Source organism: Komagataeibacter oboediens (assembly GCF_003207815.1).
GTDB lineage: Bacteria > Pseudomonadota > Alphaproteobacteria > Acetobacterales > Acetobacteraceae > Komagataeibacter > Komagataeibacter oboediens.
In genome coordinates this window covers 12,408-29,783 of sequence record NZ_NKTX01000011.1, presented here as the reverse complement: position 1 = coordinate 29,783, position 17,376 = coordinate 12,408, and the positions used below count along the sequence as shown (strand labels likewise).

Below are 17,376 nucleotides of genomic sequence, written 5' to 3'. Positions count from 1 at the left end.
TAAAAGCCGCGACCGTTCGGCCCGGATGGGCGGCAATACCCCGTCTGGTTACGCGAACAGGATACTTACGACATTCATTTTTAGCCCGAAAGGAGCAGGCCGTTACGATGAGTAAAGCCTTTATTGCAGCAGTTATTCAGGATTCGATTGATTGCACGGGTGTCGCGGCCAATCAGGCTGCTTCCGACCTGATCGCGGCGATTGTCAAGGAACTGAAGCGTGAGGGTGGCTTTACCCTGCCGTCTTTCGGCACGTTTACGGTCAAGAAAACCAAGGCCCGCAAGGCGCTCAATCCCCGCACCGGCGAACCGGTGAAGGTCAAGGCGGGCAAGACGGTCCGCTTCAAGGCCAGTCCCAACCTGAAGAAAGCTGTCTGATACCCGGCAGCTTCGCGCCATTTCGGGAAAATGGCGCGAAGGGCTGCCTGTCACATTCAGGCAAACCAGACCGAAAGGGATCGCACACCCTGTGCGCCCCGGATCAGCACGCCCTGAATATCCGCCGTGGCGGACGGGCCGCTCATTAGCACGCCATAATTGGCGGATTTGAATTCCGGCCGTTCCTGATAGGCGGTGTGCATGTTCGCCGTAATCGAGTCGGGCGACAGCACCACCACGATGTGCTGCCCCAAGTGGGCGAAGGAATTGATCGGCAGCTGCGACTCGCTCAGGAAGATTGACCCCATTTCCGCAATGCCGAAGGGTGCACGCACCACGGTCACGTCAATGGTCGCCGCGTCCTGCGGGGTCTTGACCTTTTCCACCGGCAGCGTGCCCTTCGCTTCCGGCACATTGGAACAGATCACCTTCGCATCCGGGTGACGGCGCATGATGGCCTGATCCAGTGTTTCGCCTTCAACCGGCTCCAGCACATCGCCGCCCAGTATCTTCAGGCTGGCGATGAAGCGTTCCCGGCTGGCATCCAGATCACCCAGTGTCCTGACCGGCGGCAGCGGATGGTTTTCCGGCGTGGGACGGTTATTGCGCAGGGCCTGCAGGATCTCGTCGCGTGCGGCGCTCATTTCTTGGTCTCCGATGCGGCGGCAGGCTTGGCCTTCTCGCGGTTCTTGCGATACCAGTCATTGAATGTCTGCTTGACCGGATGCGGGTTTTCGCGGTGCTTGCCCCACGGGTTCAGCCAGTTATACAGCACGAAGCGCGGCATGGAGCCCAGCGAGACCTCGGTCATCTTGATGGCGGCGCGGTACATCTTGGGCTGACCCATAAGCTTGCCCGCCATGTGCATGATCTCACGCTTGACGAAGGGCATTTCATGGTGCTGCACCAGTACGCGGCGCCATTTGTACAGCTGTTCGTGGATGTTGATCTTGACCGGACAGACATTGGTGCAGCTTCCGTTCAGCGTCGAGGCATAGGGAAGCGTGCTGTATTTGCGCTCGTTGAAGGTCGGGTCGATGATCGCACCGATCGGGCCGGAATACACCGCGCCATAGGACAGCCCGCCTGAACGGCGGTACACCGGGCAGGTGTTCATGCAGGCGCCACAGCGGATGCATTTGAGCGACGTCCAGAAATCTTCCATGCCCAGACGCGCGGACCGGCCGTTATCGACCAGCACCACATGCATTTCGCCCCCCTTCTGCGGGCCACGGAAATGGGTGGTGTACTGTGTGATCGGCGATCCCAGTGCGCTGCGTGACAGCAGGCGGATGAAAACGCCAAGGTCGGCCATGCGCGGGACAAGGCGTTCGATCCCGATGGTTGCGATGTGCAGGTTGGGCACGGTCGCGCTCAGGTCCGCATTGCCTTCATTGGTGCAGACCACGAACGTGCCGGTTTCCGCCACCACGAAATTGCCGCCCGTCATGCCCGCATCCGCATGCAGGATCACGGGGCGGGCCGCCTGGCGCTGTGCTTCGGCCAGCAGGTGCGGGTCACGGATGTTGGGGTCGGTGTGGTAATCCTTGGCGAAGATCTTGGCCACGTCTGATGTCAGCTTGTGCACTGCCGGCACCACGATGTGACTGGGCAGTTGGTCATCAAGCTGCTGGATGCGTTCGCCCAGGTCCGTCTCGGTTACGGTAACGCCCTGTTTTTCAAGATAGGGCCGCATGTCACATTCTTCGGTGACCATGGACTTGCTCTTGATCAGGTTGCGCGCGTTATGGGCCTTCAGGATCTCGCCCACGATGCGGTTATGTTCCGCCCCATCGCGCGCCCAGTGGACGTGAATGCCATTCTTTTTCGCGTTTTCCTCGAACTGCTCCAGATATTCGGGCAGGCGGGACAGCGTATGTTCCTTGATGCGGGACGCCTCTTCACGCAGATCCTGCCATTCTGGCAGCATATGCATCTGGCCGTCACGCTTCTGGCGCATGTCCCACAGGCGTTCGTCATGGAACTGCAGGTGGGGCGCATCCTCAAGGAAATGCTCGGCTGCGCGGGCGTGGTTGACGGGCTTGTTGCTCATTCTGCTGCTCCGTTAAGGATCTGCGCGATATGAATGAAGCGGATGGGGACGCCCGCGCGTTCGGCACAGCCCTGCTGGTGCATTACGCATGAAGAGTCGGCCGAGACGATGTAATCCGCGCCCGCCTGATAATGGTCACGCACCTTGTCCACGCCCATTTTGGCTGACACGGCTTCTTCCGTGACGGAAAAGGTGCCACCGAACCCGCAGCATTCATCGGGCCGCTTGGGGGTGACAAAACGGATGCCCTTCACTTTCGACAGCAGGTCCATCGGCTTGGAAAACGGCTTTTCCCCCAGTTCGGACATGCTGGCCGTGCGCAGGGCGCGCAGTGTGCCGCAGCTGTTGTGCAGGCCCACGGTGTGGTTGAATTCCGCCCATGGGAAGGCATCGACCTTCAGGATGTCATGCAGGAATTCCACCAGTTCATAGGTGTTTTCACGTACATGGCGGACTTCGTCGGTCTGTGGAATCGCATCGAAATTGTCGCGGACATGATGCGTGCAGCTGCCCGATGGCATGACGATCTTGTCGTATTTGGCGAAGTTGCGAACAAACAGGGCTTCCGCGGCGGCGGCGTCCGAATTGCAGCCGGAATTGCCCATGGGCTGGCCACAGCAGGTCTGGTCCAGCGGATATTCGACATCCTGTCCCAGTTTTTCCAGCAGTTCCAGCGTGGCAATCCCTGCCTCAGGGTAGAACGCGTCGATATAACACGGAATGAACAGGCCAATTTTCATTATGGGATACTCATCCTCAGCACGATTGGCGCGAAACGTGGCGCAAGCCATGTTATTTCGTCAAATATATATTGAAAGACATTCCCATATATAATTTATATGGAACATGGATTTAAGGCATTTACGATATTTTGTAGCCGTTGCCGAGAACGGGAGCTTTACCCGTGCTGCAGAGCAGCTAGGCATAGAACAGCCACCTTTGAGCCAGCAGATCAAGCAGCTTGAAAATGAACTGGGTGTTCTTTTGTTCCAGCGCCTGACGCGTGGGGTCAGGCTGACGGATATCGGTCTGGTCCTGCTGGATCAGGCGCGCGCCCTGCTGGGCATGCAGCAGCAGTTCCTGGCTACGGCACAGGGGCTGGCGCGGGGTGAGAAGGGGCATATCCGCGTGGGGCTGGCGGGTGCGGTCTCGCTACTGCCGATGATTCCGCTGACGGTACGGCGTTTTCGGGAATTGTGGCCCGATGTCACGATCTATCTGGAGGAAAGCAATACCCCCGCCCTGCGCAAAAGCCTGCATGACCGAGCCATAGACATCGCCATTGTCCGCCCTCCGGTGCCCGACGGGGCCGGCCTGCTGGTGTCCCCCCTGCTGGAGGAGGAAACGGTCGTGGCCCTGCCCAAGGGGCACCCGCTTGCCATTCACCGCCACCTTGAGCTGGAAATGCTGGTGGATGAACCCTTCATCATCTTCCCGCGAGAACTGGGGCCGGGGTTTCATGACGCGATCCTGTCTGCCTGCCACAATGCCGGTTTCACGCCACGTATGGGCCAGCAGGCCCCGCAGATCGCGTCCACCGTGCCGCTGGTGGCCGCGGGGCTTGGGGTATCGGTCGTGCCCCGGTCGCTGCACCAGATCCATTCGGGGGGCGTGACCTATCATTCGCTGGGTGCGAAGGCGCCGCGTGCGGAACTGGCCATTGCCATGCGGGCGGGGCAGCATGTGCCGCTGCTGGCCAATTTCATTTCCACCCTGCGGGCATGCTGCCGCGACATGAACGACAGCGCCATTTCCATTGCCCCCCTCACGGGGGAGGAAGAAACGGTCTGACGTATCGACCCGCAGCGCGGTCCGAAAATGCAGGATGTCGCTGGTGGGACTCTGTTCAGGAAGCTCTGCCTGTGTGAAACAGGGCGATACCGGGAAAATTTATTTTATATCATGCCGTTATATTATCCACGCGGCTGTCGCGGATCAGTTCGTGGATGAAGGACAGCTTGCGCAGGATCTCTGGCGCCAGCACGAAGGGGTAGAAATCCGGCAGCCCCATGGAACGGTTGAGGCTGTTGGCGGCATAGGTCAGGGGCAGCCAGCCATCCGTGATTTCGGCAAAGGACATCTCGGTATAGGGATCGCGTTGTATGCTGGCGCGCAGCGGGGGGGCGTGGGCGCCTGACGCGTCAATGGACATGCCGTAGGCCCATGCGGTCTCGAGCGTCGAGATGATGTGCAGGTAATGCGCCCATGTCTCGGCGAAGTCCTCCCACGGGTGGGACGTGGCGTAATGGCTGACATACTGCCCGCGCCACGTATCGGTGGTGGGGGTGGCGTAATGTGCCTTCAGGCTGTCGGCATAATCGCGCCGGTCATCGCCAAACACGTCCCGGCAGGCGGCCAGGCGGTCAGGGCCTGCGTCCCGGATCAGGACATTCCAGTAATAATGTCCGATTTCATGGCGGAAATGGCCCAGCAGGGTGCGGTAGTATTCCCCCATCTCCAGCCGCATCTGTTCGCGTCGTGCATCGTCCGTCTCGTTCAGGGCAATGGTGATGACGCCATTCGTGTGCCCGGTCATGGCGGGGGGGCCGTCGGGCAGGCTGTCGAGGAAGTCGAACGCCAGGCCGCCCTCAGGGTCCTGTCGCCGGTTGCGCAGTGGCAGCCCGAGCCGCAGCAGGCTGTAGAACAGCCGGTGCTTGGCGATCTCGAGCTTCTGCCACCGCGCGATATTGCCCGGTACCGACAGGTTGGGAATGGTGCGGTTGAAACTGCACGCAAGGCAGTATGGCTGTCCCGGCTCGACCAGCCAGTTGCATGCGCTGTAGGCATTGTTGGCACATAGCGCGCGCGGTGGCGCATCCGGTGTCGCCAGCGGCTGCCATAGCCCGTCCCCCATGGCGTCCAGCGCGGACAGCACGGTGCGTTCGGGCACATAACCCAGCGTATGGCCACAGCGTTCGCAGGCCGTATTTTCAAAAAACAGGACCTGCTGGCATGACTGGCAGAAAAACAGTTTCATAAGGGGTGTATCGCCCGGTGCGGCTGGGACGCCATGTCCGCGATCGGGGGCATGGGCACGGTTTCCATTATGGCTTCAAAGGTGGCGACGCACTGGTCCAGCAGGCCACTGACGGGGGCCGCCTGCTGTGGCGTGGGGGCGACGGCAAGCGGGATATGTCCCTGTGTCGCCAGTAGCCCCGATGTCGTATCCAGCCCGATCCATCCTGCGCCGGGTACATGCACCTGCGTCCAGGCATGCAGGTCGCACCCCAGCCGGTCCGGTGCGTTCAGGTCCGGCTGGAACAGGTAGCCCGATACAAACCGGGCGGCAAAGCCCAGACGGCGCAGCACGGCAATCAGCAGCCATGCGCTGTCCCGGCATGATCCGGCGGCATTGCGCAGGGTATCCTCTGGCGACCAGACGCCAGCTTCGGTCCGGATGCGGTAGGTGATGCGCGTGGCGATGGTCCGTGTCAGGTTCACCAGCAGGTCCAGCGTCGGGCAGGGCAGCAGGGCGCGCCATTCCTGCACGAATGCATCAAGTAGCGGGGTTGGGGCGCCGGCTTCGTCTGCTGCCTGCATGTAAGGGCCAAGGGCAGGGTCATTGCATGCCCCGTCCGCAGGCCAGCGGCATGCCGACTTGGCCATGGTGAAGCGGAACGGGTTGACGGGCGTCTGGTCGGTGGCAAGTCGGACGGTAATGTCGAAATGCGTGACACGTTCGGGAAACGTGATGCGTGCGGCATGATTGCCAAACGCATCCAGCCCCCATGTGCGCGTGCAGGGCTGCGGGGCGATGTCCATGCTGTGGGAGAGGATATTCCTGCATGCCGCCACCGGCCGCAGCCGGACGGTCTGCGGGCCGAGGTGAACGGGCCGGTCGTATCGGTACCGTGTGTGGTGGACCAGCATGGCATGCGCGTTCATGTAATCTAAAGCCCCGGAAAACTGTCCCGCATGCCTGCCATCGTGATCCGGCGATGGTGCGGTTCGGACGTGGTGTCTGTATGCCTGTTTACGGTATCAGGATTGGTGGTGGCGGCAATATCGTATTTTTCAGTCATTTGGGTGCGAATGGAAGGGGAATGCAGATTCGTTCTTGGCAAGAGACGATTTTCTTGCTCCGCTAGAAACGGATCGAAACGAAATTGCAGGTGGGCGGACATGATTCCTTCGCGCCTGATCCACCTCCACGCCAGCGGGGGTAGGGCATGAATGATATGAAAACGGCAGTACAGGCCGCCGGGCTGTTCGCGACGTACGACATTCCGGATTATTTCTGTGAACTGCTCAATCGCGGCGACAGCCCGCCCCCGGACCTGCAGCGGGTGCGCGACCGACTGGCCCGTTTCGACCTGGCGGAACTGCGGCGCAGGGCCGCCGCGGTGGAGGCGCAGTTCTACCGCCTTGGCATTACCTTTACCGTCTATTCCGACCGCGAGGCGATCGACCGTGTCCTGCCGTTCGATGTCATTCCCCGCGTGCTGACTGCGGCGGAATGGGATCATGTCGAACGCGGCGTGCAGCAGCGCGTGCGCGCCATCAACCTGTTCCTGCATGACATCTACCACGACCGGCATATCCTCAATGACGGCGTGGTGCCGCGGGATCTGGTGCTGGGCAATGCCAATTACTGTCAGGCCATGGTCGGGCTGGACGTGCCCGGCGGGGTGTACGTGCATATCAACGGCACCGACCTGGTGCGTGACCGCGATGGCCGTTTCCTGGTGCTGGAAGACAATGCCCGCACGCCGTCAGGCGTGTCGTACGTGCTGGAGGACCGGCAGATGATGCTGCGCCTCATGCCCGATCTGGCACGGGGGCTGAACATCCGTCCGGTCGATGAATACGGCCCGCGCCTGCACCGCGCGCTGGCGGAGGTCGCACCCGCGGGCGTGGATAACCCGCAGGTGGTCCTGCTTTCGCCGGGTATCTATAACGCCGCGTATTTCGAACATGTGTTCCTGGCGCGTGAAATGGGTATCCCGCTGGTCGAGGGACGTGACCTGATGGTGGAGGACGGGCGCGTCTACATGCGCACCGTGGCCGGTCCCCGCCCGGTCCATTCCATCTACCGCCGGCTGAATGACGATTTCCTTGACCCGCTGGTGTTCAATCCCGACAGCATGCTGGGCGTGCCGGGACTGGTGGATGCCTATCGTCAGGGGAATGTGACGCTGGCCAATGCCATTGGCACCGGCGTTGCGGATGACAAGGCCGTTTACGCCTACATGCCGCGCATCATCCGCTATTATCTGGATGAGGAGCCGATCCTGACCAATGTGGAAACCCATATCTGTGCCGAGCGCGAGGGGCTGGAGTACACCCTGGCCAACATCGAACGGCTGGTGGTCAAGCCGGTGGGCGAATCCGGTGGGTACGGACTGCTGATCGGGCCCCACGCCACGCAGGCCGAACTGGATGAATTCCGCGCCCTGCTGCGCGCCAACCCGGCCAATTACATAAGCCAGCCGGTCATAAGCCTGTCGGTTTCGCCCACATTATGCCCCGCGGGGGTCGAGGCGCGACATGTGGACCTGCGTCCCTTTGCCGTGACAGGGCGCGATACGTGGGTGCTGCCGGGTGGCCTGTCACGCGTGGCGCTGCGCAAGGGTTCGCTGGTGGTCAATTCCTCGCAGGGTGGTGGGTCAAAGGATACATGGGTGCTGGCATCATGACACAGGCTTCGGTCTTTCCCGCCCCGGTCGTGCCGGGGCTGCGCAACCTGCTTTCGCGCTATGCCGAAAGCACGATGTGGCTGGCGCGCTATATGGAGCGTATCGAGAATCTTGCCCGCCTGATCGAGGTGACCAGCACATCGGTTTCCGCCACCAACATGGATGCGGGATGGGACAGCGTCATACGGATCAACGCGGATGAAGGCCTGTTCTTCCAGCATCATGAGACCGCGACCGAACGCAGCGTGGTGGCTTTTTACATCATCGACGCCAACAATCCGGATTCCATCGTGTCCATGGCCCGTTATGCGCGGGAAAATGCGCGGGTGCTGCGTCCCCTGATCTCGACCGAGATGTGGATGCACCTGAACGTCTTTACGCGCTGGGTCATGGAACTGGGACCCAATGACGTCGGCGCGGGCTATCTGTCCAGCCTGTGCACGCGGCTGAAACAGGATTGCCAGACGCATTTTGGCATAACGGAGGGCACGCTGTACCGCGATCAGGCGTGGCTGTTCTATATCCTTGGCAAGAACCTTGAACGCGCGGATCAGATCACGCGGCTGATCGACATAAAATACCATACCCTGCTGCCCAGCGAGGTCGGAATCGGGTCGGATATCGACATGAGCCAGTGGACATCCGTACTGCGCTCGGCTGCGGCATATCATGCGTTCCGCCGCGTCCTGCCCGAAGGGATGACGCCTGCCAATATCGTGGGGTTCCTGCTGAAAAATGACGGTTTCCCCCGGTCGCTGTCCACCAGCCTGCGCAGTGTCTACAGCGTGCTGGGATCACTGGCGGGGGAATACCGCCTGCGCCACTGCGCCCCGATCATTGAACGGGTGGAGGAACTGCGCGTAACACTGGCGGAACAGACAGTGGAAGACATCATCATGCGGGGCCTGCATGAATACATGGACTGGATCCAGCGCGAACTGCGGCAGATCCAGAATGAAATCGCCCATGCCTTCTGGCCGCCCGTCCTTTCGATCCACTCTACCGGTACGGGCCGGATGGAGCAGGTCCAGAACTGATATTTTGAAATAACGTCGAGATCAGAAACGGATAAACGGTTCTGGATGCCGCCTTCTTTGCAAAAAGGCGGCGTTCCCTGACGCTTTGTTTAAAAAGCCTTGCCAGAAACATCGTCCGGATCTGCGGGATATGCCTTTCCTGACTGGCCGATCTGGCCCGCTGACACACGGCAGGTCGCGATATGATACGATTTTCAGGAATGACTGGCTGGGGCGGGAGGGTTCGAACCTCCGCATGGCGGAATCAAAATCCGCTGCCTTACCACTTGGCTACGCCCCAATAAGCCGACAACCGCACGAATCGTGCGTCAGGGTGATCTTCTAATGTCTAAAGGGCTGTCCCGTAAAGGGGGGACAGCCCGAACCCGTTCATTCAGAAAGATGGTTCCAGCGGCAGGTCCACCAACGGGTCGGTCCCCGCGTCATAGCCACCGCCGGGCGCGGGCGTCTGCGGGGCTGCCGGCGCCAGGCCGATCACGCGCGCGGCACGGTCCAGCGCCTGATCAAGTGCTGCCATGGTGGTGCCCATGTCCTGACTGTCATCCTTGTCCCATGCGCGCAGGGTCATGGTCCATACGCCCAGCAGGGCCTGCAGGCGCAGGCCGCCGACCAGACCGTTCGTTTCCAGTCCCGCCGCGTTGGCGATCCATTTCATGCTTTCAAGCGTCGCCCCCCCCAGCAGGATGGCCAGCGGCGGGTCCATGGGCACCGCGCGCAGCACGCTGCGCACGCCTTCGCGGTACTGCTGGAACACATCCAGCCGGCGCATGAGCATGTCGAACAGCTTTTCGCGCACGCTGCCTTCGGATTCGTCCTCCACCAGTGCCGCTTCATCCGCCAGCCGGCCCAGCGTCAGCAGGATCATCGCCTTGCATGGCGCGCGCCTGCGGGCGGTTTCCAGGCTCAGCCCGGCGTCCCGCGCGGCATCAACGACCGTCATGCGTCGCCATCCGTGCGAGGCGGCACGTTCCAACGCTGAGCGGAGAAGGGTGGCGTCAAACAGGTCGTTATCCATGGAGGGCATAATCTTCCGGGTTAAGGGTATTGGTGGAGGCCACGCAGCACCACGTGGTCATGAAACGGGTTGCGGGCCCGACAGTTCGCGTGCCCGTTCTGCCCCCGCCTTCAGGGCTGCGGCAAGGGTCGCGGGCCATGCATCATCCGCCATCAGCACCTCCAGCGCCTTTTGTGTGGTGCCGTTGGGGCTGGTCACGTTGCGGCGCAGGGTGGCGGCGTCAATGCCGCTCTGCTGCATCAGCGCGCCAGATCCCGCAACCGTCTGGCGCGCGATCTGGCGGGCCAGTTCAGGCGGCAGGCCATCAGCCACGCCCAGCTGTTCCATCAGTTCGGCCAGCAGGAAGACATAGGCCGGTCCGCTGCCGGAAATGGCGGTGACGATGTCGATCTGGTCTTCATGCTCGACCCAGGCGACTTCCCCCACCGCGCGCAGCAGGCGCGTGCACAGCCTGCGCTGCGCGGGGGTTGCGGCGGGCGGGGCATAGCATACCGTCATGCCCTGCCCGATGGCGCAGGGCGTATTGGGCATGGTGCGGATGACGATGGGTGCCGGGCTGCCCGGCGGCTGGTGTGCCGCCAGCGCGTCCGTCAGGCTTCTGACCGTCCGGCCCGCCAGTACGGATATGACGGGCGCATGGGCGGCAAAGGGCGCCACCGCAGGCAGGACGCTGTCCACTTTCTGCGGTTTGGTGGCCAGTATGATCATGCCCGGCCGGAAATCGGCCGGGACATCATCAGGGCTGCGCACGAGGTGGTGCGGGGCTGGCACGGATTCCCGGTGGCGGTCGATGATGAAGGAAGGGGCAAGCCCTTCCTTCAGCCAGCCATCCAGCATGGCCCCCCCCATCTTGCCACAACCGACCAGCAGCAGGGGCGGAAGACTGTCGGACATCAGGCCATCCCCGCGCAGTCAAGCATCGCGGCTTCCAGCGCTTCGGCCGGTTTCCTGCCGCCCCACAGCACGAACTGGAAGGCGGGGTAAAAACGTTCGCATTCTGTCAGCGCGATGTCGATCATGTCCTCCAGGCTTTCCACCGATGCGCCCCGGGACCCGCGCAGCAGGACGGCATGGCGGAAAACCGGCGTGCCATGGTCAAGGTCCATGCCGAAATGGCCGATCCACAACCGTTCATTGGCCAGCGCCACAAGTTCGAACAGGTTGCGGCGCTGTTCCGCCGGAACCTTCAGGTCGAACGTGCAGGTGAAGTGCATGGCGTTCACCTCTTCCGACCAGCAGAAGAACAGGCCGTAATCGCACCATTTGCCCGGTGCCTCGGCGGCCATTTCCGAATCGCTGCGGCGTTCGAAATTCCAGTCATATCCGCCCACGATCCGTTCCATCAGATCGAGTGGATTCGTATTGCGTGCGGTTGCTGTTTCAGTCAGAGCTGGCATGTGGCACTCCCCGAAGCCGTCGTGGAGGAAATCCGGGCATGATCCCGGATTCCGTATCTCTGCATCCGGTCCGTGGCCTGTTGCGGGGAATCAGGGCATGGACCGTCCTGTTACCCTATGACCGGCAGGCACGCGCTGCAAGCGTTGTGCTTACAGGCCCGAACGGGGGGCGGACGGGGGCGCGGTCAGGCTGGCTTCCAGGTCGGATACGCGTTCTTCCAGCCGGCTGATCCGGTTTTCCAGTTCGCCCTGCGCCAGGCGGGCGCGGGTCGCGACTTCGCGCACGACCTCGAATTCATCGCGGCGGACAAGGTTCAGGCTGCCCAGTGTTTCATCCACGCGGGCGCGGACGATAGCGCCTATTTCCTCGCGCACGCCGGCCAGTGCCGAAAACGCGCCTCCGGCCACACCAGCCAGGTCATCAAAAATGCGGGGCCTGTCGGACATAGTGGATACTCCATGACGTTCCGCGCCGCGTCCTGTGCAGTCCACGCGCGTGATGAAAGCGCCTACTATAGACACATTGCCGCCTCAGGGCTATCCGCACGATTGTGGTGGCCGTGGCGACGTCGCAATATCGACTTCCATGCAACAGGAGCGGGGTGCGGGACAGTGATCGTTATTACCGGGGGTGCGGGTTTCATCGGGTCATGCATGCAGCAGGCGCTGCACGCGCGCGGGATCGGGACAGTCGTGGTGGACTGGCTGGGCACTGCAGGCAAGTGGCGTAACCTGCGTCACCATACGCCCACGCGCATCATCGCCCCCGAGGCGCTGGACGCATGGCTTGATACCCGCCCGGACATATCCGCCGTGATCCATCTGGGGGCGATCAGCGAGACGACGGCAACCGATGGCGACCTGGTCTGGCGTACCAATGTGGACCTGTCCGAACGGCTGCTCTCGTGGTGCGCGCATGAAGGGGTGCGGTTCATCTACGCCTCTTCTGCTGCGACATACGGGGCGGCGGACCGGCCGGAGCAGTTCAGTGACGATCCCGCGTTGCTGGACAGGCTGAAGCCGCTCAATCTGTACGGCTGGTCCAAGCAGGCGTTTGACCTCTCGATGCTGCGCCGGGTTGCGGGCGGGGCGATGTCCGGCCTGTCGTGGGCAGGGCTGAAGTTCTTCAATGTCTATGGCCCCAATGAATACCACAAGGGACGCATGATCTCGGTGGTGAAGGTCAAGTATGACGAAGCCCGTGCGGGCCGGCCGCTGCGCCTGTTCCGCTCCGACGTGCCGGGACTGGCGGATGGGGCGCAGGCGCGTGATTTCATCTGGGTGGGGGATGTGGTCGATGTCATGATGTGGCTGCTGGACCACGGCACCGTGTGCGGGCTGTTTAACTGTGGCACCGGGGTCGCGCGCACCTATACTGATCTGGCCCATGCCGTGTGTGATGCGGCGAACGTGCCGCGCCGGATCGAATTCATTGACATGCCCGAAGCCCTGCGCGGGCAGTACCAGTCCTTTACCTGTGCCGACATGCGCAGGCTGCGTGCGGCGGGTTACAGCCGCCCCTTCACGACGCTGGAAGACGGCGTGCGCCGTTATGTCCATGATTATCTCACGACCCCTGATCCCTACCTGTAATCACGCCGCCACGACCACCATGACAATGAAAGTGGGCTGATGCTGCCTGTCCTGATCTTCCCGCAGTTCGATCCGGTAATGGTCCATTTCGGGCCGTTCGCCATCCGTTGGTATGCCATGGCCTATATCGTGGCCCTTGTGGCGGGGTGGCGTATCGCGCGCCATCTGGTGGCGTTGCCGCCGCGGGCCGCCACCGCGCTGCAGGTGGATGATTTCCTGACATGGGCGACGCTGGGCGTGGTGCTGGGGGGACGGCTGGGCTACATCCTGTTCTATCAGCCGGGATATTACCTGACGCATCCGCTGGCGATCCTTCAGGTCTGGCGTGGCGGCATGTCGTTCCATGGCGGGGCGGCGGGCGTGATCATCGCGCTGATCGTGTTCACGCGCCTGAACGGGTTGAGCTTCCTTGCCTTTTCGGATCGCATCACCATGGTCGTGCCCATCGGGCTGGGGCTGGGGCGGATCGCCAATTTCATCAATGGGGAACTGTGGGGGCGACCGGCCCCGTCGTCGCTGCCATGGGCCATGATCTTTCCCGATGCGGGGCCGGAACCGCGTCATCCATCCGAACTGTATGAGGCGTTTGCAGAAGGGCTGCTGCTGTTCACGCTGCTGTGGTGCGTGTCGCGTAGCCTGCGCGTGCGCCAGCACCCGGGATTCATCGCGGGGCTGTTCCTGTTCGGGTACGCGGTGGCGCGGACGGTGTGCGAATGTTTCCGGGAACCGGATGCGTTTATCGGCTTCCTGCCCTTTGGCGTAACAATGGGGCAGGTGCTGTGCGTGCCCATGGCGATTGGCGGGGCGGGGCTTATGCTCAACGCCTGCCTGCGCCCCGCGCGCACATCCGTCATGGCGGAAGAACCAGACGAACCCGCAGGCGACGGCGGACCCGCCCGGTGAGCGTGCACGGCGAACGCCTGGACCATTTCATGGCCCGGGCGAATGCCGCCTATTACGCGGGGCGCGACCCGTTTGCCGATTTCATTACGTCGCCTGAAATATCGCAGGTGTTTGGTGAACTGCTGGGCGCGTGGGTGGCGGTGGTGTGGGAGCAGCTTGGCCGTCCCGACCCCTTCATGCTGGTGGAAGCCGGGCCGGGCCGGGGCACGCTCATGGCGGATGCGCAGCGTCTGCTGCGCCGTGTCGCCCCCGCCTGCCACCAGGCCATGAGCGTCCACCTGATTGAAACATCACCCCGCCTGCGCGCGGTGCAGGCGCATGCGCTGCGGGACGCCACGGCGGCACCGGCCTGCTGGCATGACGGACTGGATGGCGTGCCCGATGGGCCGATGGTGCTGCTGGCCAATGAATTTCTTGATGCCCTGCCCATCCGGCAGTTCATCAGGTGCGGGCAGGGATGGGCGGAACGCTTCGTGCGCGATGGTGCATTCGTGCAGGTTCCGGCCCGGTTTCCGGCGCATCATCCGGCCCGCACGCGCCCGGTGCCGGAAGGGGGCGTGCTGGAAACCTGCCAGCCCGCGCTGGATTTTGTCCATGCGGTCGCCACACGCCTGCTGCGCTGCTCCGGGGCGGCGGTGTTGGTTGATTATGGGTATGATGCCCCGACGGCTGGCGACAGCCTGCAGGCATTGCGTGATGGGAAGCCTGCGGACCCGCTGCGTGATCCGGGTACGGCGGACCTGACCGCGCATGTTGATTTCCGCGCCATTGCCGATCATGTCCCTGCAGATGTGGGGGTATGGGGCAGCGTTACGCAGGGCAGCTTTCTGGCGGCTCTCGGGCTTGCAGCGCGGACCGAACGACTTGCCCGCGCTGCTCCGGCGCAGGCGCGTGACATCAGGGCCGCGGCCATGCGGCTGGCGGCGCCCGGGCACATGGGCCAGCTTTTTCGTGTAATGGGCCTGTCATCGGGGCTTGCGGGCGATCTGCCGGGTTTTGCGGGGCCGCGCCGGGCATGACGGGGCACAGGGGGGAGAAGATCATGATGGATGATGCGATTACGGACGTGCAGGTGCTGCGTAGCCCGGTCTTCGCCGGAACCCGGCATGGGTTCTTTACCCGGCAGGGCGGCGTGTCCACCGGGCCGTATGCCAGTCTCAACTGCTCGACCCGTTCGGCGGATGACCCCGCTGCGCTGCAGGAAAACCGGCGGCGCGTGGCACGGTATGTTGGCGTGCGTCCCGACCATCTGCTGGGGCTGACACAGGTGCATGGGGATCGCACCATTACGGTCACGGGGCCATGGGAGATCGGCCAGGGACCGGAGGGCGACGGCATGGTGACAGATCGTCCCGGCCTTGCGCTGGGGGTCATCACGGCGGACTGTGCGCCGGTGCTGTTCAGCAACGCGCAGGGCACCGTGGTCGGGGCGGCCCATGCGGGCTGGCGTGGGGCATGTGGCGGCATTGTGGAATCGGTAGTGGCGGCCATGGGCGCGCTGGGCTGTGCGGCAGGTGACATCCGTGCCGAAGTCGGTCCCTGCATCGCGCGGGACAGTTACGAGGTCGGGCCGGACATGCGCGACGCGGCGCTGGCGCATGACGGGGCGGCGGCGGCCTTTTTCACCCCTGCGGCGTGGCCGGGACATTTCATGTTCGACCTGCCGGGATACTGCGTCATGCGGCTCCGGCGGTGCGGGGTAGGGCAGGCCGGGGCGCTGGGGGTCGATACCCTGCATGACGAGGCACGCTTTTTCAGTCATCGCCGTCGTACGCTGGCCGGTGGCGGGGTTATCGGACATCAGATTTCCGTTATTGCCTGCCGGACGATATAGATAGGGACATGATGTCAGAAGTTTTTGCCCGGCGGCTGCTTACGGGATCAGCCATTGCAGTCCTCTGTATGCTGGGGGGGTGTGTCGATGTGCCGCATCCCTTCCGTCATGGGACAACGACGGCCGAGGCACCGGCGGCGCGGCTGGCGGTGCCGGTCTCGACGGCACCGAGCACGGATTCTGCCGGTGCGCAGGGCTGGCAGCATGCCATGGTCGATGCCCTGCTGGCGCAGTCGGTGCCCGCCATGGGCCAGCCGGTCCGCACGGGTGACTGGTGGTTGAAAATGACGGCAGACGCCCGGAATGGCGCGATTGTCCCCACCTATGCCGTCATGACCCCGAAAGGGGAGGAACGCGGCCATATGGATGGCGCGCCCGTCCCTTCGGCAAAGTGGCAGGCGGCGGATGGGCAGGCCATTGCCCGTTCTGCGCAGGAAGCAGCCCCCGGCGTTGCCGAACTGCTGACGGGGATACAGGCCGCGCAGATGCAGAAAGATCCCAACAGCCTCAAGAACCGTCCCGCCCATGTCTATTTTGCGGGCGTGCAGGGCGCACCGGGTGATGGGGACCGTGCCCTGGCGCGGGCCTTTGTCGCGGCATTCCCTGATGCGCATGAAGATATCCGCCATACCGCGACCGGGGCGGACTACACGGTGCGCTGCACGGTCGTGCTGAATGACGCGGTCACCACGACCTCCACCACGAAGCAGCAGCATATCGTGCTGACCTGGCAGGTGCTGGATGCACAGGGCAAGGAAGCGGGCGCCGCCACACAGATCCATGACATCGCGGCCCACTCCCTTGACGCGAAATGGGGGGATGTCGCTGTCGCCGCAGCGGATGAGGCCGCAGGTGCCGCGCGTCAGATCATCACGCGTTACTCGGGGCGGACGAATGTCCCGCTGGCGGCGGACGGCGTGCTGCCTGCCCGTTCGGTGTCTCCTGCCTCGCAGCCTGTGGCTGACAGCGCGGCCGTAGCCGGAACGGCAGCCACGGCTGCTGCCGCCTCGTCGGCCGTGGCCGGGTCCGCCCCTGCGACTGCAGGCATGCCGGTGACGAAAGCCGTGGCCGCTGTTCCCCCTGGTCCCGGTATGGTGGATGGCGGGCTGGCGATACAGGCGCCCGCTGCGGCACGTGCTGCATCCGTCCCGACGGTTTCCAGCGCGCCGATCGTTGCACCCACGCCATCACCTGTGGCGGCAGATGTCACGCATACGGTCGCGCCTGCCGCGCCCACCAGCCCGGTTGTGCCCACCCGTCCCGTTTCCCCGGTTGCCACACCGGCGCCTGCGGTCCATGCCCCCGACCCGGTATCGACGCCCCGGCCCGTAACGGCCACCGTATCCCATCCTGCTCCCCCGGCGGCGCAGAAGCCCGATGAATGGCCCCCCATGCCCAAGGCCGTGCCGGCAGGGGATACGGCCCCGCACGAGATTACCGGCAAACCCGTGCCGGTCCCGCCGCCCCGACCCTTTCCCGGCGTGACGCTGCCGCCCCGCCGCCCGGTGTGACGGATCAGCAACGAAGGGCA

Annotated in this window: 19 protein-coding genes and 1 tRNA gene; 9 read left to right on the top strand and 11 right to left on the bottom strand. The window is 63.3% G+C overall.

All coding sequences use genetic code 11. The features are described from left to right. Window positions 1-107: 107 nt before the first annotated feature. On the top strand, window positions 108-377 hold the full coding sequence (locus CFR80_RS07310; protein ID WP_010514654.1) for an HU family DNA-binding protein: 270 nt from the start codon (window positions 108-110) through the stop codon (window positions 375-377). A gap of 56 nt (window positions 378-433) precedes the next feature. On the opposite strand, the gene CFR80_RS07305 is transcribed toward CFR80_RS07310, so the two are convergent. The 3 genes from CFR80_RS07305 to CFR80_RS07295 are packed head-to-tail and all read right to left on the bottom strand — an operon-like array spanning window position 434 to window position 3,170. After that, window positions 434-1,021 carry a LutC/YkgG family protein gene (locus CFR80_RS07305; RefSeq protein ID WP_010514655.1) on the bottom strand — a complete coding sequence of 196 codons (588 nt, stop codon included), beginning with the start codon at window positions 1,019-1,021 and terminating at the stop codon, window positions 434-436. After that, window positions 1,018-2,430, bottom strand: coding sequence for a lactate utilization protein B (locus CFR80_RS07300; protein ID WP_010514656.1), 1,413 nt, complete (start codon window positions 2,428-2,430; stop codon window positions 1,018-1,020). The genes CFR80_RS07305 and CFR80_RS07300 overlap by 4 nt, the downstream gene beginning before the upstream one ends. Beyond that, window positions 2,427-3,170, bottom strand: a complete 744-nt coding sequence (locus CFR80_RS07295) for a (Fe-S)-binding protein (RefSeq protein WP_010514657.1) — start codon at window positions 3,168-3,170, stop codon at window positions 2,427-2,429. The genes CFR80_RS07300 and CFR80_RS07295 overlap by 4 nt, the downstream gene beginning before the upstream one ends. A gap of 106 nt (window positions 3,171-3,276) precedes the next feature. Here CFR80_RS07295 and CFR80_RS07290 point away from each other — a divergent pair, with 106 nt between their 5' ends. Then, window positions 3,277-4,221 carry a LysR family transcriptional regulator gene (locus tag CFR80_RS07290; protein ID WP_029329506.1) on the top strand — a complete coding sequence of 315 codons (945 nt, stop codon included), beginning with the start codon at window positions 3,277-3,279 and terminating at the stop codon, window positions 4,219-4,221. 109 nt (window positions 4,222-4,330) lie between these two features. Here the strand turns inward: CFR80_RS07290 and CFR80_RS07285 are convergent, their stop codons facing one another. From CFR80_RS07285 to CFR80_RS18870, 3 genes are read right to left on the bottom strand one after another with little or no spacing between them, the layout of a single operon-like run. Further along, window positions 4,331-5,407, bottom strand: coding sequence for a zinc-binding metallopeptidase family protein (locus CFR80_RS07285; protein WP_010514659.1), 1,077 nt, complete (start codon window positions 5,405-5,407; stop codon window positions 4,331-4,333). Further along, a complete protein-coding gene (locus tag CFR80_RS07280) occupies window positions 5,404-6,315 on the bottom strand; it encodes a transglutaminase family protein (RefSeq protein ID WP_010514660.1) in 912 nt (303 codons plus the stop codon). The genes CFR80_RS07285 and CFR80_RS07280 overlap by 4 nt, the downstream gene beginning before the upstream one ends. Before the next feature lie 5 nt (window positions 6,316-6,320). Further along, on the bottom strand, window positions 6,321-6,554 hold the full coding sequence (locus tag CFR80_RS18870; protein ID WP_146221615.1) for a hypothetical protein: 234 nt from the start codon (window positions 6,552-6,554) through the stop codon (window positions 6,321-6,323). Between the two features lie 45 nt (window positions 6,555-6,599). Between CFR80_RS18870 and CFR80_RS07275 the strand changes: the two genes are divergently transcribed. Both CFR80_RS07275 and CFR80_RS07270 read left to right on the top strand, forming a co-directional pair. Further along, entirely contained in the window at window positions 6,600-8,066 is a 1,467-nt protein-coding gene (locus tag CFR80_RS07275; RefSeq protein WP_010514661.1) for a circularly permuted type 2 ATP-grasp protein, read from the top strand. Next, the gene (locus CFR80_RS07270) at window positions 8,048-9,103 is read left to right on the top strand and encodes an alpha-E domain-containing protein (protein WP_010514662.1); all 1,056 of its coding nucleotides are present in this window, start codon (window positions 8,048-8,050) and stop codon (window positions 9,101-9,103) included. Before CFR80_RS07275 ends, CFR80_RS07270 begins: the two co-directional genes overlap by 19 nt. Before the next feature lie 205 nt (window positions 9,104-9,308). On the opposite strand, the gene CFR80_RS07265 is transcribed toward CFR80_RS07270, so the two are convergent. The 5 genes from CFR80_RS07265 to CFR80_RS07245 all read right to left on the bottom strand — a co-directional run bounded on the left by CFR80_RS07265 (window position 9,309) and on the right by CFR80_RS07245 (window position 11,962). After that, window positions 9,309-9,383: transfer RNA gene (locus CFR80_RS07265), tRNA-Gln, on the bottom strand. 93 nt (window positions 9,384-9,476) lie between these two features. Then, window positions 9,477-10,118 carry a TetR family transcriptional regulator gene (locus tag CFR80_RS07260; RefSeq protein WP_029329507.1) on the bottom strand — a complete coding sequence of 214 codons (642 nt, stop codon included), beginning with the start codon at window positions 10,116-10,118 and terminating at the stop codon, window positions 9,477-9,479. A gap of 57 nt (window positions 10,119-10,175) precedes the next feature. Then, the gene (gene proC / locus CFR80_RS07255) at window positions 10,176-11,012 is read right to left on the bottom strand and encodes a pyrroline-5-carboxylate reductase (RefSeq protein ID WP_110507194.1); all 837 of its coding nucleotides are present in this window, start codon (window positions 11,010-11,012) and stop codon (window positions 10,176-10,178) included. Further along, complete coding sequence (locus tag CFR80_RS07250; RefSeq protein WP_010514666.1) at window positions 11,012-11,515, bottom strand: type III secretion system chaperone family protein; 504 nt, start codon at window positions 11,513-11,515, stop codon at window positions 11,012-11,014. The genes proC and CFR80_RS07250 overlap by 1 nt, the downstream gene beginning before the upstream one ends. 150 nt (window positions 11,516-11,665) lie before the next feature. Then, complete coding sequence (locus tag CFR80_RS07245; protein ID WP_010514667.1) at window positions 11,666-11,962, bottom strand: accessory factor UbiK family protein; 297 nt, start codon at window positions 11,960-11,962, stop codon at window positions 11,666-11,668. A gap of 165 nt (window positions 11,963-12,127) precedes the next feature. On the opposite strand from CFR80_RS07245, the gene rfaD reads away from it, so the two are divergent. From rfaD to CFR80_RS07220, 5 genes are read left to right on the top strand one after another with little or no spacing between them, the layout of a single operon-like run. Next, window positions 12,128-13,108 carry an ADP-glyceromanno-heptose 6-epimerase gene (rfaD, locus tag CFR80_RS07240; protein WP_010514668.1) on the top strand — a complete coding sequence of 327 codons (981 nt, stop codon included), beginning with the start codon at window positions 12,128-12,130 and terminating at the stop codon, window positions 13,106-13,108. A gap of 39 nt (window positions 13,109-13,147) precedes the next feature. Beyond that, complete coding sequence (gene lgt, locus CFR80_RS07235; protein ID WP_010514669.1) at window positions 13,148-14,011, top strand: prolipoprotein diacylglyceryl transferase; 864 nt, start codon at window positions 13,148-13,150, stop codon at window positions 14,009-14,011. A 29-nt stretch (window positions 14,012-14,040) separates the two neighbouring features. Beyond that, window positions 14,041-15,030 carry a class I SAM-dependent methyltransferase gene (locus CFR80_RS07230; RefSeq protein WP_042658874.1) on the top strand — a complete coding sequence of 330 codons (990 nt, stop codon included), beginning with the start codon at window positions 14,041-14,043 and terminating at the stop codon, window positions 15,028-15,030. Between the two features lie 23 nt (window positions 15,031-15,053). Beyond that, on the top strand, window positions 15,054-15,845 hold the full coding sequence (gene pgeF / locus CFR80_RS07225) for a peptidoglycan editing factor PgeF (protein ID WP_010514671.1): 792 nt from the start codon (window positions 15,054-15,056) through the stop codon (window positions 15,843-15,845). Between the two features lie 8 nt (window positions 15,846-15,853). Beyond that, complete coding sequence (locus CFR80_RS07220) at window positions 15,854-17,356, top strand: hypothetical protein (protein ID WP_258367743.1); 1,503 nt, start codon at window positions 15,854-15,856, stop codon at window positions 17,354-17,356. Window positions 17,357-17,376: the final 20 nt, after the last annotated feature.